This window comes from Streptomyces sp. NPDC038200, from assembly GCF_055600785.1.
In genome coordinates this window covers 123658-141535 of the sequence record NZ_JBVJYH010000014.1, presented here as the reverse complement: position 1 = coordinate 141535, position 17878 = coordinate 123658, and the positions used below count along the sequence as shown (strand labels likewise).

Sequence of the window (17878 nt, the reverse complement as noted above, 5' to 3'; positions counted from 1 at the left end):
TCGCCCGGAGCCTGCGGGATTGACAAACGGATTTGCCGTTCCCGCAATAGTCGTCATGAGCACAGACGACGTACTGGCGGACGTGGGGCCGAGGCTGCGCCGCATCCGCAAGGAGCGGGAGGTGACCCTGGCCGCCCTGTCCGAGGCCACCGGTATCTCCGTGAGCACGCTCTCCCGGCTGGAGTCCGGCCTGCGCAAACCCAGCCTCGAACTGCTGCTGCCCATCGCGCAGGCCCACCAGGTGCCGCTGGACGAGCTGGTCGGAGCGCCGCCGGTGGGGGACCCGCGGGTGCGGTCCAAGCCGATCGTCCGGGGCGGGCGCACGCACTGGCCGCTGACCCGCCAGCCCGGCGGCCTGCAGGCGTTCAAGGTCCTGGAACCGCAGCGCAGGCAGGAGCCGGACCCGCGCACCCACGAGGGATACGAGTGGCTCTACGTCCTCTCGGGCCGGCTGCGCCTGGTCCTCGGCGACCACGACGTCGTGCTGTCGCCGGGGGAGGCGGCCGAGTTCGACACGCGTGTGCCGCACTGGTTCGGCTCCACGGGGGAGGGGCCGGTCGAGTTCCTGAGCCTGTTCGGGCCGCAGGGGGAGCGGATGCATGTCCGGGCCCGGCCGTCGGCCGGGAAGTGAGACCGGCGGACTGTTCCCTGATCGGCAAGCGACCGCTTAGTATGCGAGCGGACCCGGTCAGACGAAGCAGTCGCGTGGAGGCCCCGCATGCAGGCATGGCAAGTGCACGAGAACGGCGAGCCGAGCGAGGTGATGCGCCTGGCGGACGTGGAGCGCCCCGCGCCCGGTGACGGCCAGGTGCTGTTGCGGGTGCGCGCCGCCAACGTCAACTTCCCGGACGCGCTGCTGTGCCGGGGCCAGTACCAGGTACGCCCGCCGCTGCCCTTCACCCCCGGCGTGGAGATCTGCGGCGAGACCGAGGACGGCCGCCGGGTGATCGCCACCCCCGCGCTGCCGTACGGCGGTTTCGCCGAGTACGCCCTCGCCGACGCCCGCGCGCTGCTGCCCGCCCCCGAGTCGCTGGACGACGCCGAGGCCGCCGCGCTGCACGTCGGCTACCAGACCGGCTGGTTCGGCCTGCACCGCCGCGCTCACCTCCAGGCGGGGGAGACGCTGCTCGTGCACGCCGCCGCCGGTGGCGTGGGCAGCGCCGCCGTACAGCTCGGCAAGGCGGCCGGCGCCACGGTCATCGGCGTCGTGGGCGGCGCGGACAAGGCCGCCGTCGCCCGGGAGCTGGGCTGTGACGTGGTGGTCGACCGGCGCGCCGAGGACGTCGTCGCCGCCGTGAAGGAGGCCACCGGCGGCCGCGGCGCCGACGTGATCTACGACCCCGTGGGCGGGGCGGCCTACGCCCAGTCCGCGAAGCTGGTCGCCTTCGAGGGCCGGATCGTCGTCGTCGGCTTCGCCAGCGGCACCATCCCGAGCCCGGCCCTCAACCACGCCCTGGTGAAGAACTACTCGATCCTCGGGCTGCACTGGGGCCTGTACAACACCAAGAACCCGAAGCTGGTCCAGCACTGCCACGAGCAGCTCACCGAGCTGGCCGCCCAGGGCGCCGTCAAGCCGCTGGTGAGCGAGCGGGTACCGCTCGACGGGGCGGCCGGCGCCGTGCAGCGGGTCGCCGACGGGGTGACCACCGGCCGGGTCGCCGTCGTGCTGGAGAACGGAGCCGCCGCATGACCGACGCCGAAGAGCTGCGCAGCCGTACCAGGGACCTGCTGGCCGCGCACCCGCCCGCCACGACCGACCGCCTGGAGTTCCTCCGGGCCCGGTTCGACGCCGGCCTCGCCTGGGTGCACTACCCGCAGGGCCTCGGCGGACTGGGCGCCCCGCGCTCCCTCCAGGGCGTCGTGGACGCCGAACTGCAGGCCGCCGGGGCGCCGGACAACGACCCGCGCCGCATCGGCATCGGCCTCGGCATGGCCGCGCCGACGATCCTCAAGTACGGCACCGAGGAGCAGAAGCGGCGCTTCCTGCGGCCCCTGTGGACCGGGGAGGAGGTCTGGTGCCAGCTCTTCAGCGAGCCCGGCGCCGGCTCCGACCTGGCCGCGCTCGGCACCCGGGCCGTCCGGGAGGCCGGGGCGGACAGCGGGGGGGACTGGGTCGTCAACGGGCAGAAGGTGTGGACGTCGAGCGCGCATGTGGCCCGCTGGGCGATCCTGATCGCCCGCACCGACCCGGACGTGCCCAAGCACCGGGGCATCACCTACTTCGTCTGCGACATGACCGACCCGGGTGTCGAGGTCCGGCCGCTGCGCCAGATCACCGGCGAGGCCGAGTTCAACGAGGTCTTCCTCACCGACGTCCGCATCCCCGACACCCGCCGCCTCGGCGAGGTCGGCGACGGCTGGCGGGTCGCCCAGACCACGCTCAACAACGAACGCGTCGCCATCGGCGGCATGGCCCTGCCCCGTGAGGGCGGCATGATCGGCCCGGTCGCGAAGGCCTGGCGCGAACGCCCCGAACTGCGCACCCATGAGCTGCACCAGCGGCTGCTGAGGCTGTGGGTCGAGGCCGAGGTGGCCCGGTTCACCGGCGAACGCCTGCGCCAGCAGCTCGTCGCCGGCCAGCCCGGCCCCGAGGGCGCCGGCATGAAACTCGCCTTCGCCCGCCTCAACCAGGAGATCAGCGGCCTGGAGGTGGAACTCCGCGGCGAGGAGGGCCTGTTGTACGACGACTGGACCATGCGCCGGCCCGAACTGGTCGACTTCACCGGCCGGGACGCCGGCTACCGCTATCTGCGCTCCAAGGGCAACAGCATCGAGGGCGGTACCAGCGAGGTGCTGCTGAACATCGTCGCCGAGCGGGTCCTGGGCCTGCCCGCCGAACCGCGCACCGACAAGGACGTCGCCTGGAAGGACCTCGCCCGATGACCGATCTTCTGTACTCCGAGGAGGAGGAGGCGCTGCGGGCCGCCGTCCGCGACCTGCTCACGGACCACTGCGCGGCGGCCGGCGTGATCACTCGCACCGAGTCGGACGCGCCCCACGACCGGGCCCTGTGGAAGTCCCTCGCCGAGGGCATGGGCCTGGCCGGCCTCCTGGTGCCCGAGGAGCGGGGCGGCCAGGGCGCCTCGCACCGGGAAGCGGCCGTCGTGCTGGAGGAACTGGGCCGGGCCGTCGCTCCCGTGCCGTACCTCACCAGCGCGGTCGTGGCCACCGAGGCGCTGCTCGCCTGCGGTGACGACGAGCTGCTGGGGCAACTGGCCTCCGGGCGCACCATCGGCGCCCTGGCGGTCGGCCTGCACGCGGGCCCGGACGCGGACCTCAAGGCCGTACGCGTCGAGAACGGCACCCTGCACGGCGAGTTGACCGGCATCGCGGACGCGGCCGTCGCCGACGTGCTGCTCGTCCCGGCCGCCGACGGCGGGCTGTACGCCGTCGCCGCCGACGCCGTGACCGTCACCCCGCAGCTCTCGCTGGACCTGACCCGCCCCCTGGCGACCGTCCGCCTGGAGGGTGCCTCCGGCCGCCGCCTGGGCGATGCCGAGCCCGCCGTACGACGTGCCCTGCGCGCCGCCGCCGGGCTGCTCGCCTCCGAGCAACTGGGCGTGGCCGACTGGGCGTTGACCGAGACGGTGCGGTACCTGAAGGAGCGCAGGCAGTTCAACCGGCCGGTCGGCGGCTTCCAGGCGCTCAAGCACCGGCTCGCCCAGCTGTGGCTGGAGACGGTCAACCTCCGGGCCGCGGCCCGCGCCGCCGCCGACGCCCTCGCCACGGGAGAGGACACCGACGTCACGGTGGCCGTCGCCCAGGCCTACGCCGCCCCCGTCGCCGTACACGCCGCCGAGGAGGCGCTGCAACTGCACGGCGGGATCGGCATGACCTGGGAACACCCGGTCCACCTCTACCTGAAGCGGGCCAAGGCCGACTCGATCGCCTACGGCACGGCCGGGGCGCACCGCGAGGCACTGGCCGCACTGGTCGGCCTCCAGGCACCCTGAACCCGTCACGGTGAAGCCCGCCCCACCGGGGGCGGGCTTTTCCGCGCCCGGCCGCCGGTGAAGTGAACAGAGCGCCAACTCCCCGCGAGAGCAGGGACCTTGAGCTGCGGTTGCACGCATACTCTCTCCGGTCCCATCCGGCACCCCCAGGGAGGCAGCGCATGGCCCTCACCACCCGTCGCAGAGCCCTCACCGCCCTCGGCGCCGCCCTCGCGGGCACGTTCGCCCTGCCCGCGAGCCGCGCGTCGGCGGGTGAACGCAAGCACCACCCGCGCCCGCTGTGGCACGCCCACGCCCACAACGACTACGCGCACCCGCGGCCCCTGTACGACGCCCTGGACCACCGCTTCGGCAGCGTCGAAGCGGACATCCACCTCGTCGGCGACCAGCTCCTCGTCGGCCACGAGCCCTCCGATCTCGACCCGTCCCGCACCCTCGAATCCCTCTACCTCGACCCGCTCGCCGCCCGCGTCCGGGCCGGCCACGGCTCCGTCCACCCGGGCTGGCACCGGCCGCTCCAGCTCCTCGTCGACATCAAGACCGAGGGCTCCGCCGCCTACCTCGCACTCGACCGCCGGCTGCGCCGCCACCCGCAGCTGTTCACCCGGTACGCGCACGGCCGTGTCCACCCCGGTCCCGTCACCGTGGTCGTCTCCGGCGACCGGGCGGCCCGCTCCCCGATGGAGGCGCAGACCGAGCGGCGCGCCTTCTACGACGGCCGGCTGACCGATCTGGGCAGCTCGGCCCCGGCCTCGTTCATCTCGCTGATCAGCGACAACTGGACGCAGAACTTCACGTGGACGGGCGAGGGCGCCTTCCCGGAGGCCGAGCGGCGCACGCTGCGGAGCCTCACCGGCGCCGCCCACGCGCGCGGACAGCAGGTCCGGTTCTGGGCCACCCCCGACACCGCGGGGCCGGCCCGGGACGCGTTGTGGACGGAGCTGCTCGCCGCCGGGGTCGACTACCTCAACACCGACGACCTCGCCGGCCTGGAGGCCTTCCTCGACGCCCACCCCTTCGCATAACACCACACGATCGGAGGACACGTCAGCAGCCCGGACGAACCCTCCGCTACGCCACACTTGCGGCCGAACGCCGCACACGGGGCGTGGCGGAGGAGGTTCCCGATGGTCATTTCCATCTCTGTGGTGCTGCTGCTTCTGACCCTTGCCGTGATCTTCATTCGCAACTGCTCGCTGAAGATCTCCCATGCCCTGGTCTGCACGATCCTCGGCTTCTATCTGGCCTGTACGAGCATGGCGCCCACCATCCACAGCGGACTCGACGCGACCGCCGACCTGGTGAGCAGCCTGCGTCCCTGAGCCGGCCGGCGCGGCGTCGGCCGGCTCAGGACCAGTCGGTCCCGGGGCGGACGGCTTCGGGTCAGCCGGCGGAGAAGACGCCGATACCGTTGGGCACCGGGCGCTCGGCGCCGCCGCTCGGGTGGTTGCGCACCGTCACGGCGGTGTCGCCCGAGTCACGGGTGACCATCTCCGTCGAACCCCCGCCGTCGAGGTTGAAGGCGTCGGTGGCCCCCAGCGCCCGCAGGGTGGCCGCCTCCTCGGCGACGGTGACACCGGTGCGGTAGCCGGCTCCGCCGTCCAGCGCCAGCAGCAGCAGTCGCCGCCCGCCGTCCGCCAGGCCCACACCCGTGCGCACCGCCGAGGTGACGTCGTCCAGGCCGGACAGCGGGGTGCCGCCCCGCAGGACCGGGAAGCCGCCGATCGCGAACGAGTACGGCACCCCCGACGAGGCCGCCACCAGGGTGTGCGTGACGTCCACCGGGTCTCCGGCCGACAGCTCGCGCAGCTGCCGCGCGCCCTCCTCACGGCCCACCAGCACCGTGGTGTCCGCGGGGATCGTCCCGCTGCCCGGCGTGTCGGCGGCGGAGACCACCCGGCCGTCGCGCACCGTCACCTCGTACGTGTCGCCGCTGCACGGCGCCGCACGCTGGGTGTCGGTGCCGCAGACGGCGCGCATCCGGGAGGCGCTGCCCCAGCGCGCGGTGAAGGCGCCGACGGAGTCCACCGCGAGCGCGTACTGGTTGAGCCCCCGGAGCGGCAGCCGGCCCTCCGGCGTGCCCACCGAGCCGGTCAGGGCGAGGCGGTCCAGACGGGCCCGCCGGTCGGTGCCCACGCCGAGGACGTCCAGGGTGTCCGTGCCCGGGGGCAGCGAGGGGCCGAACCGCTGGCCCTTCGGCACCGCCGCCTTGAGCGCCTCTCCCGCCGCCACGGCCGGTCCGACGGCCGCACCGGTGGCCTCCACGCCCGGGTGCTGCGTCTCGGTGATGTGGAAGAAGTCGCCGTTCACCCCGGCGACCGCCCCGGCCGAGTCCGCCAGCCGGGAGACCGTGGCCCGGGCCGCCACCGAGCCCGGGTACAGCAGATCGACGCGGACGTGCGGATCGGCCAGGTCCACCGTGACCAGGTGGGCGCGGGCCGGTCCCGCCGCCGCGTCGATGTCGAACTGCCGGTAGGTGACACCCGGCGCGATGCGTCTGCCCGCCGGTACGGCACCGGCCGGTGCCGCTTCCGCCAGGGCGGCCCCGGCCAGTACACCGAACGCCGTGACCACCGTGAGAACCGCTCTGCCCGCTGCCGAACGCCTGCGACGTCTGGTCACCGTGCCCCCTGATGCCTCGTCAACTGTCCCTAGGTGCAGGGGCAGTGGACCAGACTCGGGGGGCCGGCGGGCCGACTAGGCGTCGACGACGCGAGAACGGGTGAGAAAACGCACCCCCTCGGGTGCCTCCAGCGAGAAGCCGCTGCCCCGTCCGGGTACGACGTCCACGATGAGCCGGGTGTGGCTCCAGGCCGCGTACTGGCTCCGGGACATCCAGAACGTCACGGGCTCCGGCACGCCCTCCACCGCCAGCTCGGCCAGCAGGACGTCCGAGCCGCCGGTGCGGAACTCGCCGTCCACGTAGCACATCGGGGCGCTGCCGTCGCAGCACCCGCCGGACTGGTGGAACATCAGCGGGCCGTGCTCGGTCCGCAGGCGGCGCACCAGCTCGGCGGCCAGCGGGGTGAGCTCGACGCGCGGGATCTCCTCTTCCATGTCACCGTCCTCGACAGCCGGACCTCGGATCCGCTACCAGTCTCACGGTTGGTCAGGAACCCGTCCAGAACGCGTCGTCGCCCCGCGCGGCGCGCTGATCCGTCCGGGGCCGCACCGGGCGGCGGACGGTGACGGCGGCCCGGACGCTGCCGGGGACCGGGGCGGTGACGGAGTCTCAACGGTGGCGGTCGCCCTGTGGGGTGGTGAAGGCGCCGCGCATCAGCAGCGCGTACACCCCCGAGGCCACCACCAGACCCGCCGGCAGGGCCAGGTCGACACCGCCCAGGGCGGCGGCCACGGGCCCGGTGTACACGGTGTCGACGCACAGCGCGGCAGCCGTCACGCCCGCTCCCAGGGCCAGCGCCCCGGCCCGGTTGACGCCGCCCGTGTACCAGAAGGGGCCCGCGGGGGTCTCGTCGGTGAGGGCGGCACCGTCGTAACGGTTGCGGCGCAGCAGGATGTCCGTGGCGTAGACGGCCGTGCTGGGGCCGAGCAGGACCACGGTCAGCTGGAGCACGTTGCCGACGGTGTCGAGGAAGTCCGAGACCAGCAGCGCGTACAGGGTGAGGGAGACGGACACGGCGCCGTCCACCAGGACGCTGAGCGAGCGCCGGACGCGGAGACCCACGGCCTGCAGGGCGAGCCCGGCGCTGTAGGCCGTCAGCGCGTTCAGCGCGATCGTGCCGAGGACCAGCGCCAGCAGGAAGACCGGGCGGAACCAGCCGGGCAGCAGCCGCTGGAGCGAGGACTCCGGATCGCTCATGTCGACGGCGGTCGCGGCACACGCGCCGAGTCCGCACACCGCGATGCTCGGCACGAACCCGCCGAGCGCCGTCCAGCCGGCCACCGCCTTCGCGGGCGTGCTGCGGGGCAGATAGCGGGAGAAGTCGGCGCTGGTGGTGTAGGAGAGCGGGCCCGAGGCGATGAGGGCGACGCCGGCCAGCAGGGTCGCCCACAGGGCGCTCCCGGTCAGGGGCCGGTCGGGGACCTGGCCGAAGTCGGTGTGCCGGAGCACGGCGACGCCCAGCACGGCGAACACCGCCGTCAGGACGAGGGTGATCGGCACGTAGAGCCGGACGATCGCGGCATGACCGTAGACGCTGATGGCGAGGGTCACGGCGGCGATGAGCACCACCACGGCCGCCTTCGTGGCCGTGTTCACCGGCAGGCCGGCCCGGTCCACCAGGGAGAAGGCGGCGGTCGCCGCGGCGGCCAGGTTCAGCGCGAAGTAGCAGACGGAGATCGTCCAGCCGGTCACCGCGTTGTTCACCCGGTTCCCGCGCACCCCGTACAGCGCCCGCGTGACCACCTCGCTGGGCGCGCCCGCCGCCGGGCCCGGGACGGCCAGCAGGCCGGTGAGCACCCAGAACAGATTGCCCACGACGATCACGGCCAGCGCCTGCCACAGGCTCAGCCCCGTCAGCACGAGCGCGCCGCCGACCACCAGACTCAGGTAGGTGACGTTCGCGGCGGCCCACACGGAGAACAGCTCGCGCGGCCGGCCCCGGCGCTCGGAGTCCGGGATGGGGTCGATCCCGTGCGCCTCGATGCCGCCGGGCCGCTCGGGGGTCCGCTCGGAGGTCCGGGAGGCGGCGGCGATCCCGGCGGCGGCCGTGGGCCGCGCGTCGAGGTGCGGGTCGGGGAGCGGGGACGCCATGAGGCCCTCCGGGAGCGGTGGGATCGGCCCGGTCACGCTTATTGGTCACGCGACCAGTTGCTTATTGGTCGCACACTCAATAGCATCGCCGTCATGTCGTCAAGCGTTCAGCGCAAGCGGATCCGCAAGGACCCGGCCGCCCGGCGGGCGGAGATCGTCGACGCCGCCGCGGCCGTCGCCCTGGCCGAGGGCCTGGAGTGCGTCACCCTGCGCCGGATCGGTGAGGAACTCGCCGTCCGCCCGGGACTGATCAGCCATTACTTCCCCTCGGCCGAGGACCTCGTCGCCGAGGCGTTCGGCAGCGCCGCGACCGAGGAACTCGACCGCCTCCTCCCGGCCGGGCGCCCCGAGGGCACGCCCACGGGCGACCTGGCCCGCTTCCTCGCCCGCACCTCGGGGGAGGCGTACGACGCCATCAGCCGGCTCTGGATCAACGCCCGCCACCTCAGCCGCTACCGGCCCGTGCTCCGCGACCGGGTCGCGCGGCAGGAGGCCGCCTGGCGCGGACGGCTGGAGACCCTGGTCCGGGACGGCGTGGCCGCCGGCGAGTTCCGCACGGCCGACCCCCTGGCGGCCACCATCCAGATACTCGTCGTCCTGGACGGGCTGGGCGCCCATGTCAACACCGCGACGCCGGAGCGCCCGGCCGCGGTGCTCCGGATGGCCGCCACGACCGCCGAACGCGAACTCGGCCTGCCGCCCGGCGCGCTCGACCGGACCGCCGACTGAGCCCCGCCTCCCGCCGGCCTCCCCTGCCCGTTCCCTCCTCGCGTTCCCTCCTCCCGTTCCGCTGCCCGTGCCCTCTGTCCGTGCCCCCTGCCCGTGCCCTGTCCGTTCCCCTGCCGGCTCTCCCCGTGAAGCCCCCCCGTGAGTCAAGGAGCCCGCGTGCCCGCCGATCTCGTCCTGCTATCCGCCCGGCTGCTCGACCCCGGTACGGGCCGCTTCCTTCCGCACACCGCGCTCGCCGCCGACGAGGGGCGGATCAGCTTCCTCGGCGACGACCGGGACGCCCGCGCCCTGGCCGGACCCGGCACCACCGTGCTCGACCTGCGCGGCGCGGTCGTCACCGCGGGCCTGACCGACGGCCATCTGCACCCGGTCTCCGGCGCCGAGCGCACCATGGGCGTCGACCTGTCCGGCTGCCGCGACCTGGACGCCGTACGCACCGCGCTCGCCGGGGCGGCACGGGAGCTGGCGCCGGGCGCCTGGCTGCGCGGCTGGGGCCTGGACCCCAACGCCTTCGGCACCGCCCCGGTCGGTACCGCGGCCCTCGGCCCCGTCCTCGACGGCGTGCCCGCCCTCATCGACCTGTTCGACGCCCACTCGGCACTGGCCAGCGAACGGGCGCTGGAACTGGCCGGTGTCGACGGGCCGCGCACCTTCGAACAGGGCTCGGAGATCGTCTGCGACGCCGACGGCCGGCCCACCGGCCTGCTGCTGGAGGACGCGGCCTGCGCCCTCGTCGAGTCCGTCGCCCCCCGGCCCACCGAGGCGGCGGTACGCGCCCGGACCGCGGAGGTGCTGGCCGCCATGGCCGCGTCCGGCCTCACCGGCGGGCACGCCATGGACGCCAACGGGGACAGCCTCGCCGTCTACGCAGCCCTGGAGGCCGAGGACGCCCTGCCCCTGCGGCTGCGGATCGCCCCCTGGTGCCGGCCGGAGGCGGACGACGCCGCCGTCGGCGAACTGGTCCGGCTCCAGGGCACCGGCGGTGCCCTGTGGCGGGTGGCGGGCGTGAAACTGTTCATGGACGGCACCATCGACAACGGCACCGCCTGGCTGGAGACCCCCGACTGCCACGGCGAGTCCGGCCACGCCCACTGGCCCGACCCGCGGCGGTACACCCAGGTGATCACGGCCCTCCACCGGGCCGGAGTGCCCACGGCCACCCACGCGATCGGCGACGCGGCCGTACGCCATGTGCTCGACTCCGTCGAGAAGGCACAGGCGGACGGTCCGAGCGCGGTGCGCCACCGGGTCGAGCACATCGAGACCGTCCCGGACGACAGCGTCCGGCGCTTCGCGCCGCTCGGGGTCGCCGCCTCGATGCAGCCGACGCACTGCTGCGAGTTCACGCGGGCGGACCACACCGACAACTGGTCCCGGCGGCTCGGTGCGGAGCGGGCCGGGCGGGCGTTCCGCTGCCGTGATCTGTGGGAGGCCGGGGCGCGGGTCGTCCTCGGCTCCGACTGGCCCATCGCGCCGTACCCGCCGCTCCAGGTCATGGCCGGGGCCCGGCACCGCCGCCCCGCCGACCTCTCCCTGCCCCCGCACGGCCCCGGCCAGGCCCTCACCGCCCTCCAGGCGCTCCAGGGCATGACCGTCAACGCCGCCTGGGCCGCCGGCGAGGAGGACCACGCCGGCCGGCTCGCCGTCGGCCGCCGCGCCGACCTCACCGCCCTGGCCGACGATCCGCTGCGGGTGCCCGACACCGCACTGGCCGATCTGCCGGTGGTGCTCACGGTGGTGGCGGGGCGGGTCACGCACCGGGCGGCGCGCCTCTAGGGGGCTTCCCCCTGGCCCGACGAGCCGGGGCCGGCCCGCCGCTTACGGCGGGCGCGGCGGGCCTCCGGCAGCAGGGGCAGCAGGGAGAGGACGACGACCAGCGCGACCAGCGGCAGCAGATAGTCGTCGATGTGCGGGACGGAGGCACCCAGGGTGTACCCGGCGAGGACCAGCGTCTGCGACCACAGCACACCGCCCACGGTCTGCCAGAGCGTGAAGGTCCGCACCGGCACGCCCAGCGCCCCGGCCACGGGGTGCAGGACCGACCGCAGCAGCGGCACGAACCGGCCGATCACCAGCGCCTTGCCGTGGCCGTAGCGCGCCAGCAGCCGCTCCGCCCGCGCCGCCGCGCCCTTCACCCGCACGCTGGACGTGCGCGTCAGCAGCGCCCGCCCGCCGCGTTGCCCGATCAGGTACCCCACCTGGCCGCCCGCCACCGCCCCGACCGCCGCGCACAGCAGCACCTGCCACAGTGCCAGCCGCGGCGGCTGATGGGCGCTGCCCGCACACAGCACCCCGGCCGGGAACAGCAGCGTGTCACCGGGCAGGAAGAAGCCGACGACCAGCAGCCCCGACTCGGCGAAGATCACCACCAGGACGCCCAGCGCCCCGAAGGCGGCCAGCACCGAGGCGCTGTCCATCGGGTTGACGGCGATCACCGGCCGAGCCTCCTGGCCTCCTCGGGGACCTGTCCGCTCCCCAGCATCGCCTGCCCGGCGCACCCGTGCGACGCCGGCCGCGGAGGTCAGTCGTACGAGATGTGCCGCGACCGCAGGAGGATGACGTCGCCGTCGACGGTGAGGACGTCCTCCAGCAGGCAGCTGGGCCAGATGTCCGGGACCTTCTCCCCGCGCCGGGTCCGCACGACCAGCGCGTAGAGGGTGGCCCGGACCGAGTCGTCGGGCAGCGGTGTCAGCACGATCTGGGTGAAGTAGTGCCGCCTGGTGACCAGGTCGTCCTTCGTCGCCTCCCGGTGGGCCTCGGCGGTGGCGAGGATGCCCGCCCGGGTGCGGGCCGGCGGGGCGTCGGGGGAGTGGTGGAAGACCGCGTCCTCGGTGAACGTGTCCACGTATTCCTTGAAATTCCCGCTGTCCAGTGCGTGCGTCTGACGGGCGTAGAAGTGCTGTACCCGGGCGTACAGCTCCGGCGTCACCTGCCGCATCGTCGAACTCCTCCGTGAAGCGCCGTGGCGAATGGTCCGGGACGGAACCTATGTCCGGGTGCTGGAGGCGGAGTGGAACAGCGCTGAACGCCGTACCGGCGACGCGTCGCCCGGTCCGGCGGGCTGGAGCGGTGTTCCAGACGGGTTCCAGCGCGCGGGCCGAGGATCGGGCACCGACGGATGCGGCACTGCTGGAGAGGACGCTGATGCGCTGATGCCGGGAAACGAAGACGGTCTGGCCGGTCTGGTCGCTGCGGGACGCCGGCTGGCGGGAACGGCCGCACCGCACGCGCCGAAGTCGGAGACGGCCCGGCGGCTGACGCCGGAGGTGGCGGACGCCATCGTGGAGGCAGGGTTCCCCCGCCACTTCGTGCCCGCCCGCTGGGGCGGCACCGAGGGAACCTTCGCCGACTGTGTGCGGGCGGCGGCGCACACCGCGGAGGGCGATCCGTCCGCCGCCTGGGTGGCCTCGGTCGTCGCCTCGCTCGGCCGGATGGCCACCTATCTGCCCGAGGCCGGGCAGCAGGCCCTGTGGCAGGCGACGCCGGACACCTTCATCGCCTGCGGTCTGGTGGCGAGCGGCACCGCCGTGGAGGAGGACGAGGGCTGGCGGGTGAGCGGCGTCTGGCAGTACGTCAGCGGCGTGCACTTCTCCGACTGGGCCCTCGTCGCGTGCCCCGTGCCGGCCGGCGACGGCGGGCACGAGGTGCGCTTCCTGCTGGTGCCCCGGTCGGCGTACACCGCCGAGGACAGCTGGTTCACGGTCGGCATGCGGGCCACCGGAAGCGACAGCCTGCGCATCGAGGGGGCCTTCGTGCCCAGGGAGTTCTCCTTCCCCCGCGGCGCGCTGCTGGCCGGTACGCCCCCCGAGGGCGCGCCCCGCGCCTCCGCCGTGCCGCTGCGCGCCGTGAGCGGGCTGACGTTCGCCGGTCCGGTCCTCGGCGCGGCGCGCGGCGCGCTGCGGGCCTTCGGCGCCGACCTGGCGGGCCGCCGGGCGAGCGGCCCCGGCCACCGGGTGCTGGCCGGGAACGACGCCGCCGCGCAGACCGCGCTCGCCCGCGGCCTCGCCCGCGCCGAGGCCGCCGGGCTGCTGCTGGACCAGGCCGCGGCGGCGGCGGACGACGGCGTCGGGCCGGGCACCGACACGGCCCGGCTCGCGCTGCACCACGCCGTGGCCGCCGAACTGCTCGCCGACACCGTCCAGGATCTCCTGCGGCTGTCCGGCACCTCGTCCCACGACCAGCGGGCGCCGTTGCAGCGCTTCTGGCGGGACGCGACCACCGCGGCCAGCCACGCCGTGCTGCGGCTGGAGCCGGCGGGCCGGGAGTACGTGGACGCGCTCGTGGCCGGGCACGCCTTCGACGGCGCGCACACCGAGGAAGGGGAGGCGGGGCGTTGACGATCACCCCGGGGAAGATCGTCCTGCCGGGCTCGGTCGAGCCCGTGCGCTGGACGGTGGAGGCGGGCCGGTTCCTGCTGCGCGGCACGGACACCGGCGGGCTGTTCTCACTGATGGAGTTCATCACCCCGCCCGACGGGGGCCCGCCGCTGCATCTGCACGAGAACGAGGACGAGACCTTCGTCGTGACCAGCGGGGCCTACGAGTTCCGGCTCGGGGACCAGCGGTACGAGGGCGGCGTGGGCACCGTGGTCTACGGGCCCCGCGGCACCGGCCACGCGTTCCGGAACATCGCCGGTACGACCAGCACGATGCTGTGTTTCGCCACGCCGGGCGGCGCCGAGCTGATGTTCGAGGAGCTGATCGAGCTGCGCAGCAGTGAGCCGAAGCTCACCTGGCAGGACATCCTGGGGCTGGCCGCCAAGCACCGGATCAGCTATCCCGAGGGTCCGCCGCCCGGACGCGGCTGACCTCCCCGGCGTACCGCGTCCGCCCCGCGAGCCCCGAAGGCCGTGCGGGGCGGACGCTCCGCTGTGTGCGGACCGGGGCCCGGTCAGGCCTCGACGGCCGCGTCCTCGCTCGCGGGCTCGGGCGCGGGCGCGTTGGCGCGGGCCACCGTCCTGGTGATGACGTGGATGAGAAGGGTCATCAGGAACGTGATGCCGAACGCCGCCCACGCCGAGACCTCGGCCGCGTGCGCGTACGCGCCGGTGCCCGAGCCGCCGCCCAGCGTGGCGAAGAACAGGGTGCCCACGCAGGCGAGACCGGTGACGCTGGCGAACTGCTGGAACGTGGACAGCATGCCGGACGCCACACCCGCCTGCGCCGGCTCGACGGTGGACAGCGGCACACCCACCAGCGACGGCAGGATCAGGCCGTTGCCCAGGCCCATCAGCGTGAGGGCGACGAGGAGCACCGGCACCGAGTTGCCGTCGCCGACGACGTTCAGGCCCACCGCGACGACCAGGACGCTCACCGTGGTGACCGCCGAGCCCAGCGTCATGATCCAGAGCCCGTACGAGGCGATGAGCCGCCGTCCGATCAGCGAGGTGACCATGGCACCGACCGCGAGCGGCACGAAGCACAGGCCGGCCCGCAGCGGGCTGAGTCCGAGACCGTCCTGCACGAAGAGGCTGAGCACGAAGCTGATGCTCATGAAGAAGAGCATGAAGGCGGCGTTCATCGCCATGCCGACGTTGAAGACACGGCTGCGGAAGAGTGTCACGTCGAGCAGCGGCTGACCGCCCGTCCGGCTGATCCGGTGCTCCCAGCGGACCGTGAGGACCAGCGTGGGCACGGCGGCCACGAGGAACACCCAGATCCAGCCGGGCCAGCCGAGTCCCCGGCCGAAGATCAGCGGGACCAGGGCCAGCCCGAGGGAGCCGGAGACGCCCGCCACACCGACGAGGTCCAGCCGGGGCCGCTTGTCCGTGGCCGTCCGGGGCAGCAGCCGGTGGCCGAGCGTCACGAGCACGGCGCCCACCGGCACGTTGACCAGGAAGATGGTCCGCCAGCCGAGGCCGGCGACGTCCGCGACCAGCAGCAGACCGCCGACGATCTGGCCGAAGATGCCGGCGAGGCCGGCCGTGACGCCGTACCAGGACAGGGCCCGTGGGCGCTCCTCCGGCGGGAAGATCACGGTGACCAGGGCGAGCATCTGCGGCACCATCGCCGCCGCCGCGAAGCCCTGGAGCAGCCGGCTCACCACGAGCTGGGCCGGGGTCTGGGACGCGGCGCAGAGAGCGGACGCCAGGGTGAAGGCGGTCATGCCGCCCAGGAACATCTTGCGGTAGCCGATCAGATCGCCGAGCCTGCCGCCCGTCACCAGGCCGGTCGCGTACACGAAGACGTAGCCGCCGACGACGAGTTCGAGCGCGGCCTCGCCGGCGTGCAGATCGTGGCGTAAGGACGGAAGCGCGACGTTGACCACCTGCGCGTCGAATCCGTACATGAAGAAGGCGGACATGATGACGGGCAGGGTGAGCCAGCGCCGTGTGTTGTCGGCCTGCACGGTACCTCCTCGGTGAAATGTGAAGAATCTGTGGACGGTAATTCCGGGAAATGAATTCGCAATCCTAAAGGAATTGCGTCACGGGGAGTCGTTTCATGTCACAGGGGTTCGGGATATTACCCTGAATAAGTTGTGCATATAGCAAGGACGGGGTAAAAATGTGCACCTGACCAGGGTGATTGGCGTGAACCTTGCGGTGCCGCGTACCTGCTGTTAGCGTGATCAAGATCGGCTTTCCGGGCGTCGGCTGAATGAATGTGACGGACGGCCGGATTCGATGTATTACGCCTTTCTGGGAGTGTTCGATAATGGGGGATTCGTACATCGTTGGGGTGGTTCACGGGCACCCGTTGATCCGCTGGGCCATGGACCGGATCCTGAGCAGCGACCCGGCCATCACCGTCATCACCGTCATTCCCGACCTCGACGGCCGCGGGCTTCCCGAGCTGGACGCCGTCGTCACCGACTCCCCGCTTCCGGCGCGCATCGGGTGCCGGGTGCCCGACGCCAAGGTGCTGATGCTCGGACCCGACGACCGGCCCTCGCCGCAGGAACTCATCGCCTCCGTCCGGGCCGTGCTCGGCACCCCGGCGGCCGAGGGCGGTGACCGGCAGATCCCGCTGACGGTCCGTGAGCGCCAGGTCCTGCGCCATCTCGCGGCCGGCCTGACGCAGCGGCAGGTGGCGCGCCGGCTGCAGATCAGCCCCCACACGGTGGACACGTACGTCAGACGGATACGCAAGAAGACGGGGCCGGGAAACAAGGCGTACCTCACCCGGGCCACCCTGGTGCAGCGGGTGTGACATCGGGTGGGAGCATACATGTTGTGTCGTCAGCGACGGCTGACACCAGATGTTGTGTCTCCGATGGGTCGGCGGTTCGGACACCCCGTGAAGCGGGCGGCCCTTACCGCGTTTCCAGAGCGCTTCCAGAGCCTGCGGCGAGGCTGATCCCGGCAGTGCCCGGTCGGGGCACGGGCTCCGGCGTGCGCCGGGGGAAGCGAAAGGTGATCAAAGATGGCTGAAAGTCGGTCCGTCACCCACAGCATCGAGATCGAGGCACCGGCGACGGCGGTGTACGGCCTGGTGGCCGACGCCGCACGCTGGCCGGTGGTCTTCGGGCCGACCGTCCACGTCGACCTGCTGGAGCACGGCCCCGCCGAGGAACGCTTCCGGATCTGGGCCTTCGCCAAGGGCGCGGTGGCGTCCTGGTCCTCGCGCAGGCACTTCGACACCGAGAATCTGACGGTCGGGTTCCGGCAGGAGCGCAGCGTGCCGCCCATCGCGTCGATGGGCGGGCTCTGGGAGTTCCGGGATCTGGGCACGGACGGGGCGGGCGGAAGCCGGACACGGGTGCTCTTCCGGCACGACTTCACCCTCGCCGAGGACACCCCCGAGACCCTCCGGCGGATCACGGAGATCCTCGACCAGAACAGTACGGCGGAGTTGCAGGCACTCAAGGACGTGGCCGAACTGGGCGTTCCGGTGGACGAGTTGGTGTTCTCCTTCGAGGACACCGTGGAGTACGAGGGGGAGCCGGAGCCCGCCTACCGGTTCGTGTACGACTGCGCGGCCTGGCCGCGGCGGCTGCCGCACGTCGAGGCCCTCGACGTCACCGAGGACGTACCGGGCGTCCAGCACATGGAGATGGAGACGAGGGCCGCCGACGGCACCACGCACCGCACCACGTCGGTGCGGGTGTGCATGCTCGGCGAGCGGATCGTCTACAAGCAGACCAAGCTGCCCGAGGTCCTCCTCGGGCACAGCGGCAGCTGGCACTTCACCAGGACCGCGGACGGCCGGGCCGCCATCACCTCCCGGCACCTGGTGATGCTCGACCCCCGCCGGGTGGCACCGGGCGGCCTCGCGGCGTTCCGGGACCAGGTCGAGTCGACGCTGAAGCGCAGCAGCCGCACCACGATGGAGGCGGCCCGCGCCGCCGCGCTCGGGGAGCCCGCGGCACCCGTGCCCGGCGCCTGAGACGCCGGACGCCCCGGCGGGCCCGTGCCGGACGAGGAAGGCCGCACGCCCCGCCGGACCGGCGTCGGACGAGGAAGATCGCACGTCCTGCCGGACCGGCGTCGGCCGTGAAGGCCCGGTCCGCCGTCCGGCCCGCGTCGGACGGTGAAGCCGGA

18 protein-coding genes are annotated in these 17878 nt (G+C 73.5%); 12 read left to right on the top strand and 6 right to left on the bottom strand.

Features of this window, described 5'->3' with window-relative positions; all coding sequences use genetic code 11:
* The first annotated feature begins 55 nt into the window (after nt 1–55).
* The 6 genes from ACZ7KF_RS26500 (at nt 56) to ACZ7KF_RS26475 (ending at nt 5275) form a co-directional block, all read left to right on the top strand.
* Complete coding sequence (locus ACZ7KF_RS26500; RefSeq protein WP_471079843.1) at nt 56–631, top strand: helix-turn-helix domain-containing protein; 576 nt, start codon at nt 56–58, stop codon at nt 629–631.
* Nucleotides 632–718: 87 nt separating this feature from the next.
* Nucleotides 719–1690 carry an NADPH:quinone oxidoreductase family protein gene (locus ACZ7KF_RS26495; protein WP_471079840.1) on the top strand — a complete coding sequence of 324 codons (972 nt, stop codon included), beginning with the start codon at nt 719–721 and terminating at the stop codon, nt 1688–1690.
* Nucleotides 1687–2883: an acyl-CoA dehydrogenase family protein gene (locus ACZ7KF_RS26490; protein ID WP_471079837.1), complete on the top strand. Its 1197-nt coding sequence runs from the start codon at nt 1687–1689 to the stop codon at nt 2881–2883. Before ACZ7KF_RS26495 ends, ACZ7KF_RS26490 begins: the two co-directional genes overlap by 4 nt.
* A complete protein-coding gene (locus tag ACZ7KF_RS26485; protein WP_471079834.1) occupies nt 2880–3953 on the top strand; it encodes an acyl-CoA dehydrogenase family protein in 1074 nt (357 codons plus the stop codon). The genes ACZ7KF_RS26490 and ACZ7KF_RS26485 overlap by 4 nt, the downstream gene beginning before the upstream one ends.
* 161 nt (nt 3954–4114) lie before the next feature.
* Nucleotides 4115–4978, top strand: a complete 864-nt coding sequence (locus ACZ7KF_RS26480; protein WP_471079831.1) for a phosphatidylinositol-specific phospholipase C/glycerophosphodiester phosphodiesterase family protein — start codon at nt 4115–4117, stop codon at nt 4976–4978.
* Between the two features lie 102 nt (nt 4979–5080).
* Nucleotides 5081–5275 carry a hypothetical protein gene (locus ACZ7KF_RS26475; RefSeq protein WP_471079828.1) on the top strand — a complete coding sequence of 65 codons (195 nt, stop codon included), beginning with the start codon at nt 5081–5083 and terminating at the stop codon, nt 5273–5275.
* A 61-nt stretch (nt 5276–5336) separates the two neighbouring features.
* Here ACZ7KF_RS26475 and ACZ7KF_RS26470 read toward each other — a convergent pair whose 3' ends face one another.
* From ACZ7KF_RS26470 to ACZ7KF_RS26460, 3 genes are all read right to left on the bottom strand, one after another.
* Entirely contained in the window at nt 5337–6527 is a 1191-nt protein-coding gene (locus ACZ7KF_RS26470; protein ID WP_471079825.1) for a phosphodiester glycosidase family protein, read from the bottom strand.
* A gap of 123 nt (nt 6528–6650) precedes the next feature.
* Nucleotides 6651–7010: a DUF779 domain-containing protein gene (locus ACZ7KF_RS26465; protein WP_471079822.1), complete on the bottom strand. Its 360-nt coding sequence runs from the start codon at nt 7008–7010 to the stop codon at nt 6651–6653.
* A gap of 175 nt (nt 7011–7185) precedes the next feature.
* A complete protein-coding gene (locus ACZ7KF_RS26460; RefSeq protein WP_471079820.1) occupies nt 7186–8667 on the bottom strand; it encodes a purine-cytosine permease family protein in 1482 nt (493 codons plus the stop codon).
* A gap of 93 nt (nt 8668–8760) precedes the next feature.
* On the opposite strand from ACZ7KF_RS26460, the gene ACZ7KF_RS26455 reads away from it, so the two are divergent.
* Nucleotides 8761–9396, top strand: coding sequence for a TetR/AcrR family transcriptional regulator (locus tag ACZ7KF_RS26455; RefSeq protein ID WP_471079817.1), 636 nt, complete (start codon nt 8761–8763; stop codon nt 9394–9396).
* 156 nt (nt 9397–9552) lie between these two features.
* Entirely contained in the window at nt 9553–11172 is a 1620-nt protein-coding gene (locus ACZ7KF_RS26450; RefSeq protein WP_471079814.1) for an amidohydrolase, read from the top strand.
* Here ACZ7KF_RS26450 and ACZ7KF_RS26445 read toward each other — a convergent pair.
* Together ACZ7KF_RS26445 and ACZ7KF_RS26440 are read right to left on the bottom strand one after the other, a co-directional pair.
* A complete protein-coding gene (locus ACZ7KF_RS26445) occupies nt 11169–11831 on the bottom strand; it encodes a DedA family protein (RefSeq protein ID WP_471079811.1) in 663 nt (220 codons plus the stop codon). The genes ACZ7KF_RS26450 and ACZ7KF_RS26445 overlap by 4 nt on opposite strands.
* Nucleotides 11832–11917: 86 nt before the next feature.
* Entirely contained in the window at nt 11918–12334 is a 417-nt protein-coding gene (locus ACZ7KF_RS26440) for a nuclear transport factor 2 family protein (RefSeq protein WP_471079808.1), read from the bottom strand.
* Nucleotides 12335–12548: 214 nt separating this feature from the next.
* Between ACZ7KF_RS26440 and ACZ7KF_RS26435 the strand changes: the two genes are divergently transcribed.
* Nucleotides 12549–13733 carry an acyl-CoA dehydrogenase family protein gene (locus ACZ7KF_RS26435; RefSeq protein ID WP_471079806.1) on the top strand — a complete coding sequence of 395 codons (1185 nt, stop codon included), beginning with the start codon at nt 12549–12551 and terminating at the stop codon, nt 13731–13733.
* Nucleotides 13730–14203 carry a cupin domain-containing protein gene (locus tag ACZ7KF_RS26430; protein WP_471079803.1) on the top strand — a complete coding sequence of 158 codons (474 nt, stop codon included), beginning with the start codon at nt 13730–13732 and terminating at the stop codon, nt 14201–14203. The genes ACZ7KF_RS26435 and ACZ7KF_RS26430 overlap by 4 nt, the downstream gene beginning before the upstream one ends.
* 83 nt (nt 14204–14286) lie before the next feature.
* Here ACZ7KF_RS26430 and ACZ7KF_RS26425 read toward each other — a convergent pair whose 3' ends face one another.
* A complete protein-coding gene (locus ACZ7KF_RS26425; protein WP_471079801.1) occupies nt 14287–15744 on the bottom strand; it encodes an MFS transporter in 1458 nt (485 codons plus the stop codon).
* Nucleotides 15745–16076: 332 nt separating this feature from the next.
* On the opposite strand from ACZ7KF_RS26425, the gene ACZ7KF_RS26420 reads away from it, so the two are divergent.
* Both ACZ7KF_RS26420 and ACZ7KF_RS26415 read left to right on the top strand, forming a co-directional pair.
* Nucleotides 16077–16547: a response regulator transcription factor gene (locus ACZ7KF_RS26420; RefSeq protein WP_471079798.1), complete on the top strand. Its 471-nt coding sequence runs from the start codon at nt 16077–16079 to the stop codon at nt 16545–16547.
* A 213-nt stretch (nt 16548–16760) separates the two neighbouring features.
* On the top strand, nt 16761–17723 hold the full coding sequence (locus ACZ7KF_RS26415) for an aromatase/cyclase (RefSeq protein WP_471079795.1): 963 nt from the start codon (nt 16761–16763) through the stop codon (nt 17721–17723).
* Nucleotides 17724–17878: the final 155 nt, after the last annotated feature.

Bases quoted from the DNA above. Each gene is read 5' to 3' on its own strand.
- ACZ7KF_RS26435 (WP_471079806.1), top strand. From the start codon at position 12,549: ATGCCGGGAAACGAAGACGGTCTGGCCGGTCTGGTCGCTGCGGGACGC.
- ACZ7KF_RS26475 (WP_471079828.1), top strand. From the start codon at position 5,081: ATGGTCATTTCCATCTCTGTGGTGCTGCTGCTTCTGACCCTTGCCGTG.
- ACZ7KF_RS26415 (WP_471079795.1), top strand. From the start codon at position 16,761: ATGGCTGAAAGTCGGTCCGTCACCCACAGCATCGAGATCGAGGCACCG.
- ACZ7KF_RS26500 (WP_471079843.1), top strand. From the start codon at position 56: ATGAGCACAGACGACGTACTGGCGGACGTGGGGCCGAGGCTGCGCCGC.
- ACZ7KF_RS26455 (WP_471079817.1), top strand. From the start codon at position 8,761: ATGTCGTCAAGCGTTCAGCGCAAGCGGATCCGCAAGGACCCGGCCGCC.
- ACZ7KF_RS26485 (WP_471079834.1), top strand. From the start codon at position 2,880: ATGACCGATCTTCTGTACTCCGAGGAGGAGGAGGCGCTGCGGGCCGCC.
- ACZ7KF_RS26465 (WP_471079822.1), bottom strand. From the start codon at position 7,010: ATGGAAGAGGAGATCCCGCGCGTCGAGCTCACCCCGCTGGCCGCCGAG.
- ACZ7KF_RS26460 (WP_471079820.1), bottom strand. From the start codon at position 8,667: ATGGCGTCCCCGCTCCCCGACCCGCACCTCGACGCGCGGCCCACGGCC.
- ACZ7KF_RS26495 (WP_471079840.1), top strand. From the start codon at position 719: ATGCAGGCATGGCAAGTGCACGAGAACGGCGAGCCGAGCGAGGTGATG.
- ACZ7KF_RS26490 (WP_471079837.1), top strand. From the start codon at position 1,687: ATGACCGACGCCGAAGAGCTGCGCAGCCGTACCAGGGACCTGCTGGCC.
- ACZ7KF_RS26440 (WP_471079808.1), bottom strand. From the start codon at position 12,334: ATGCGGCAGGTGACGCCGGAGCTGTACGCCCGGGTACAGCACTTCTAC.
- ACZ7KF_RS26480 (WP_471079831.1), top strand. From the start codon at position 4,115: ATGGCCCTCACCACCCGTCGCAGAGCCCTCACCGCCCTCGGCGCCGCC.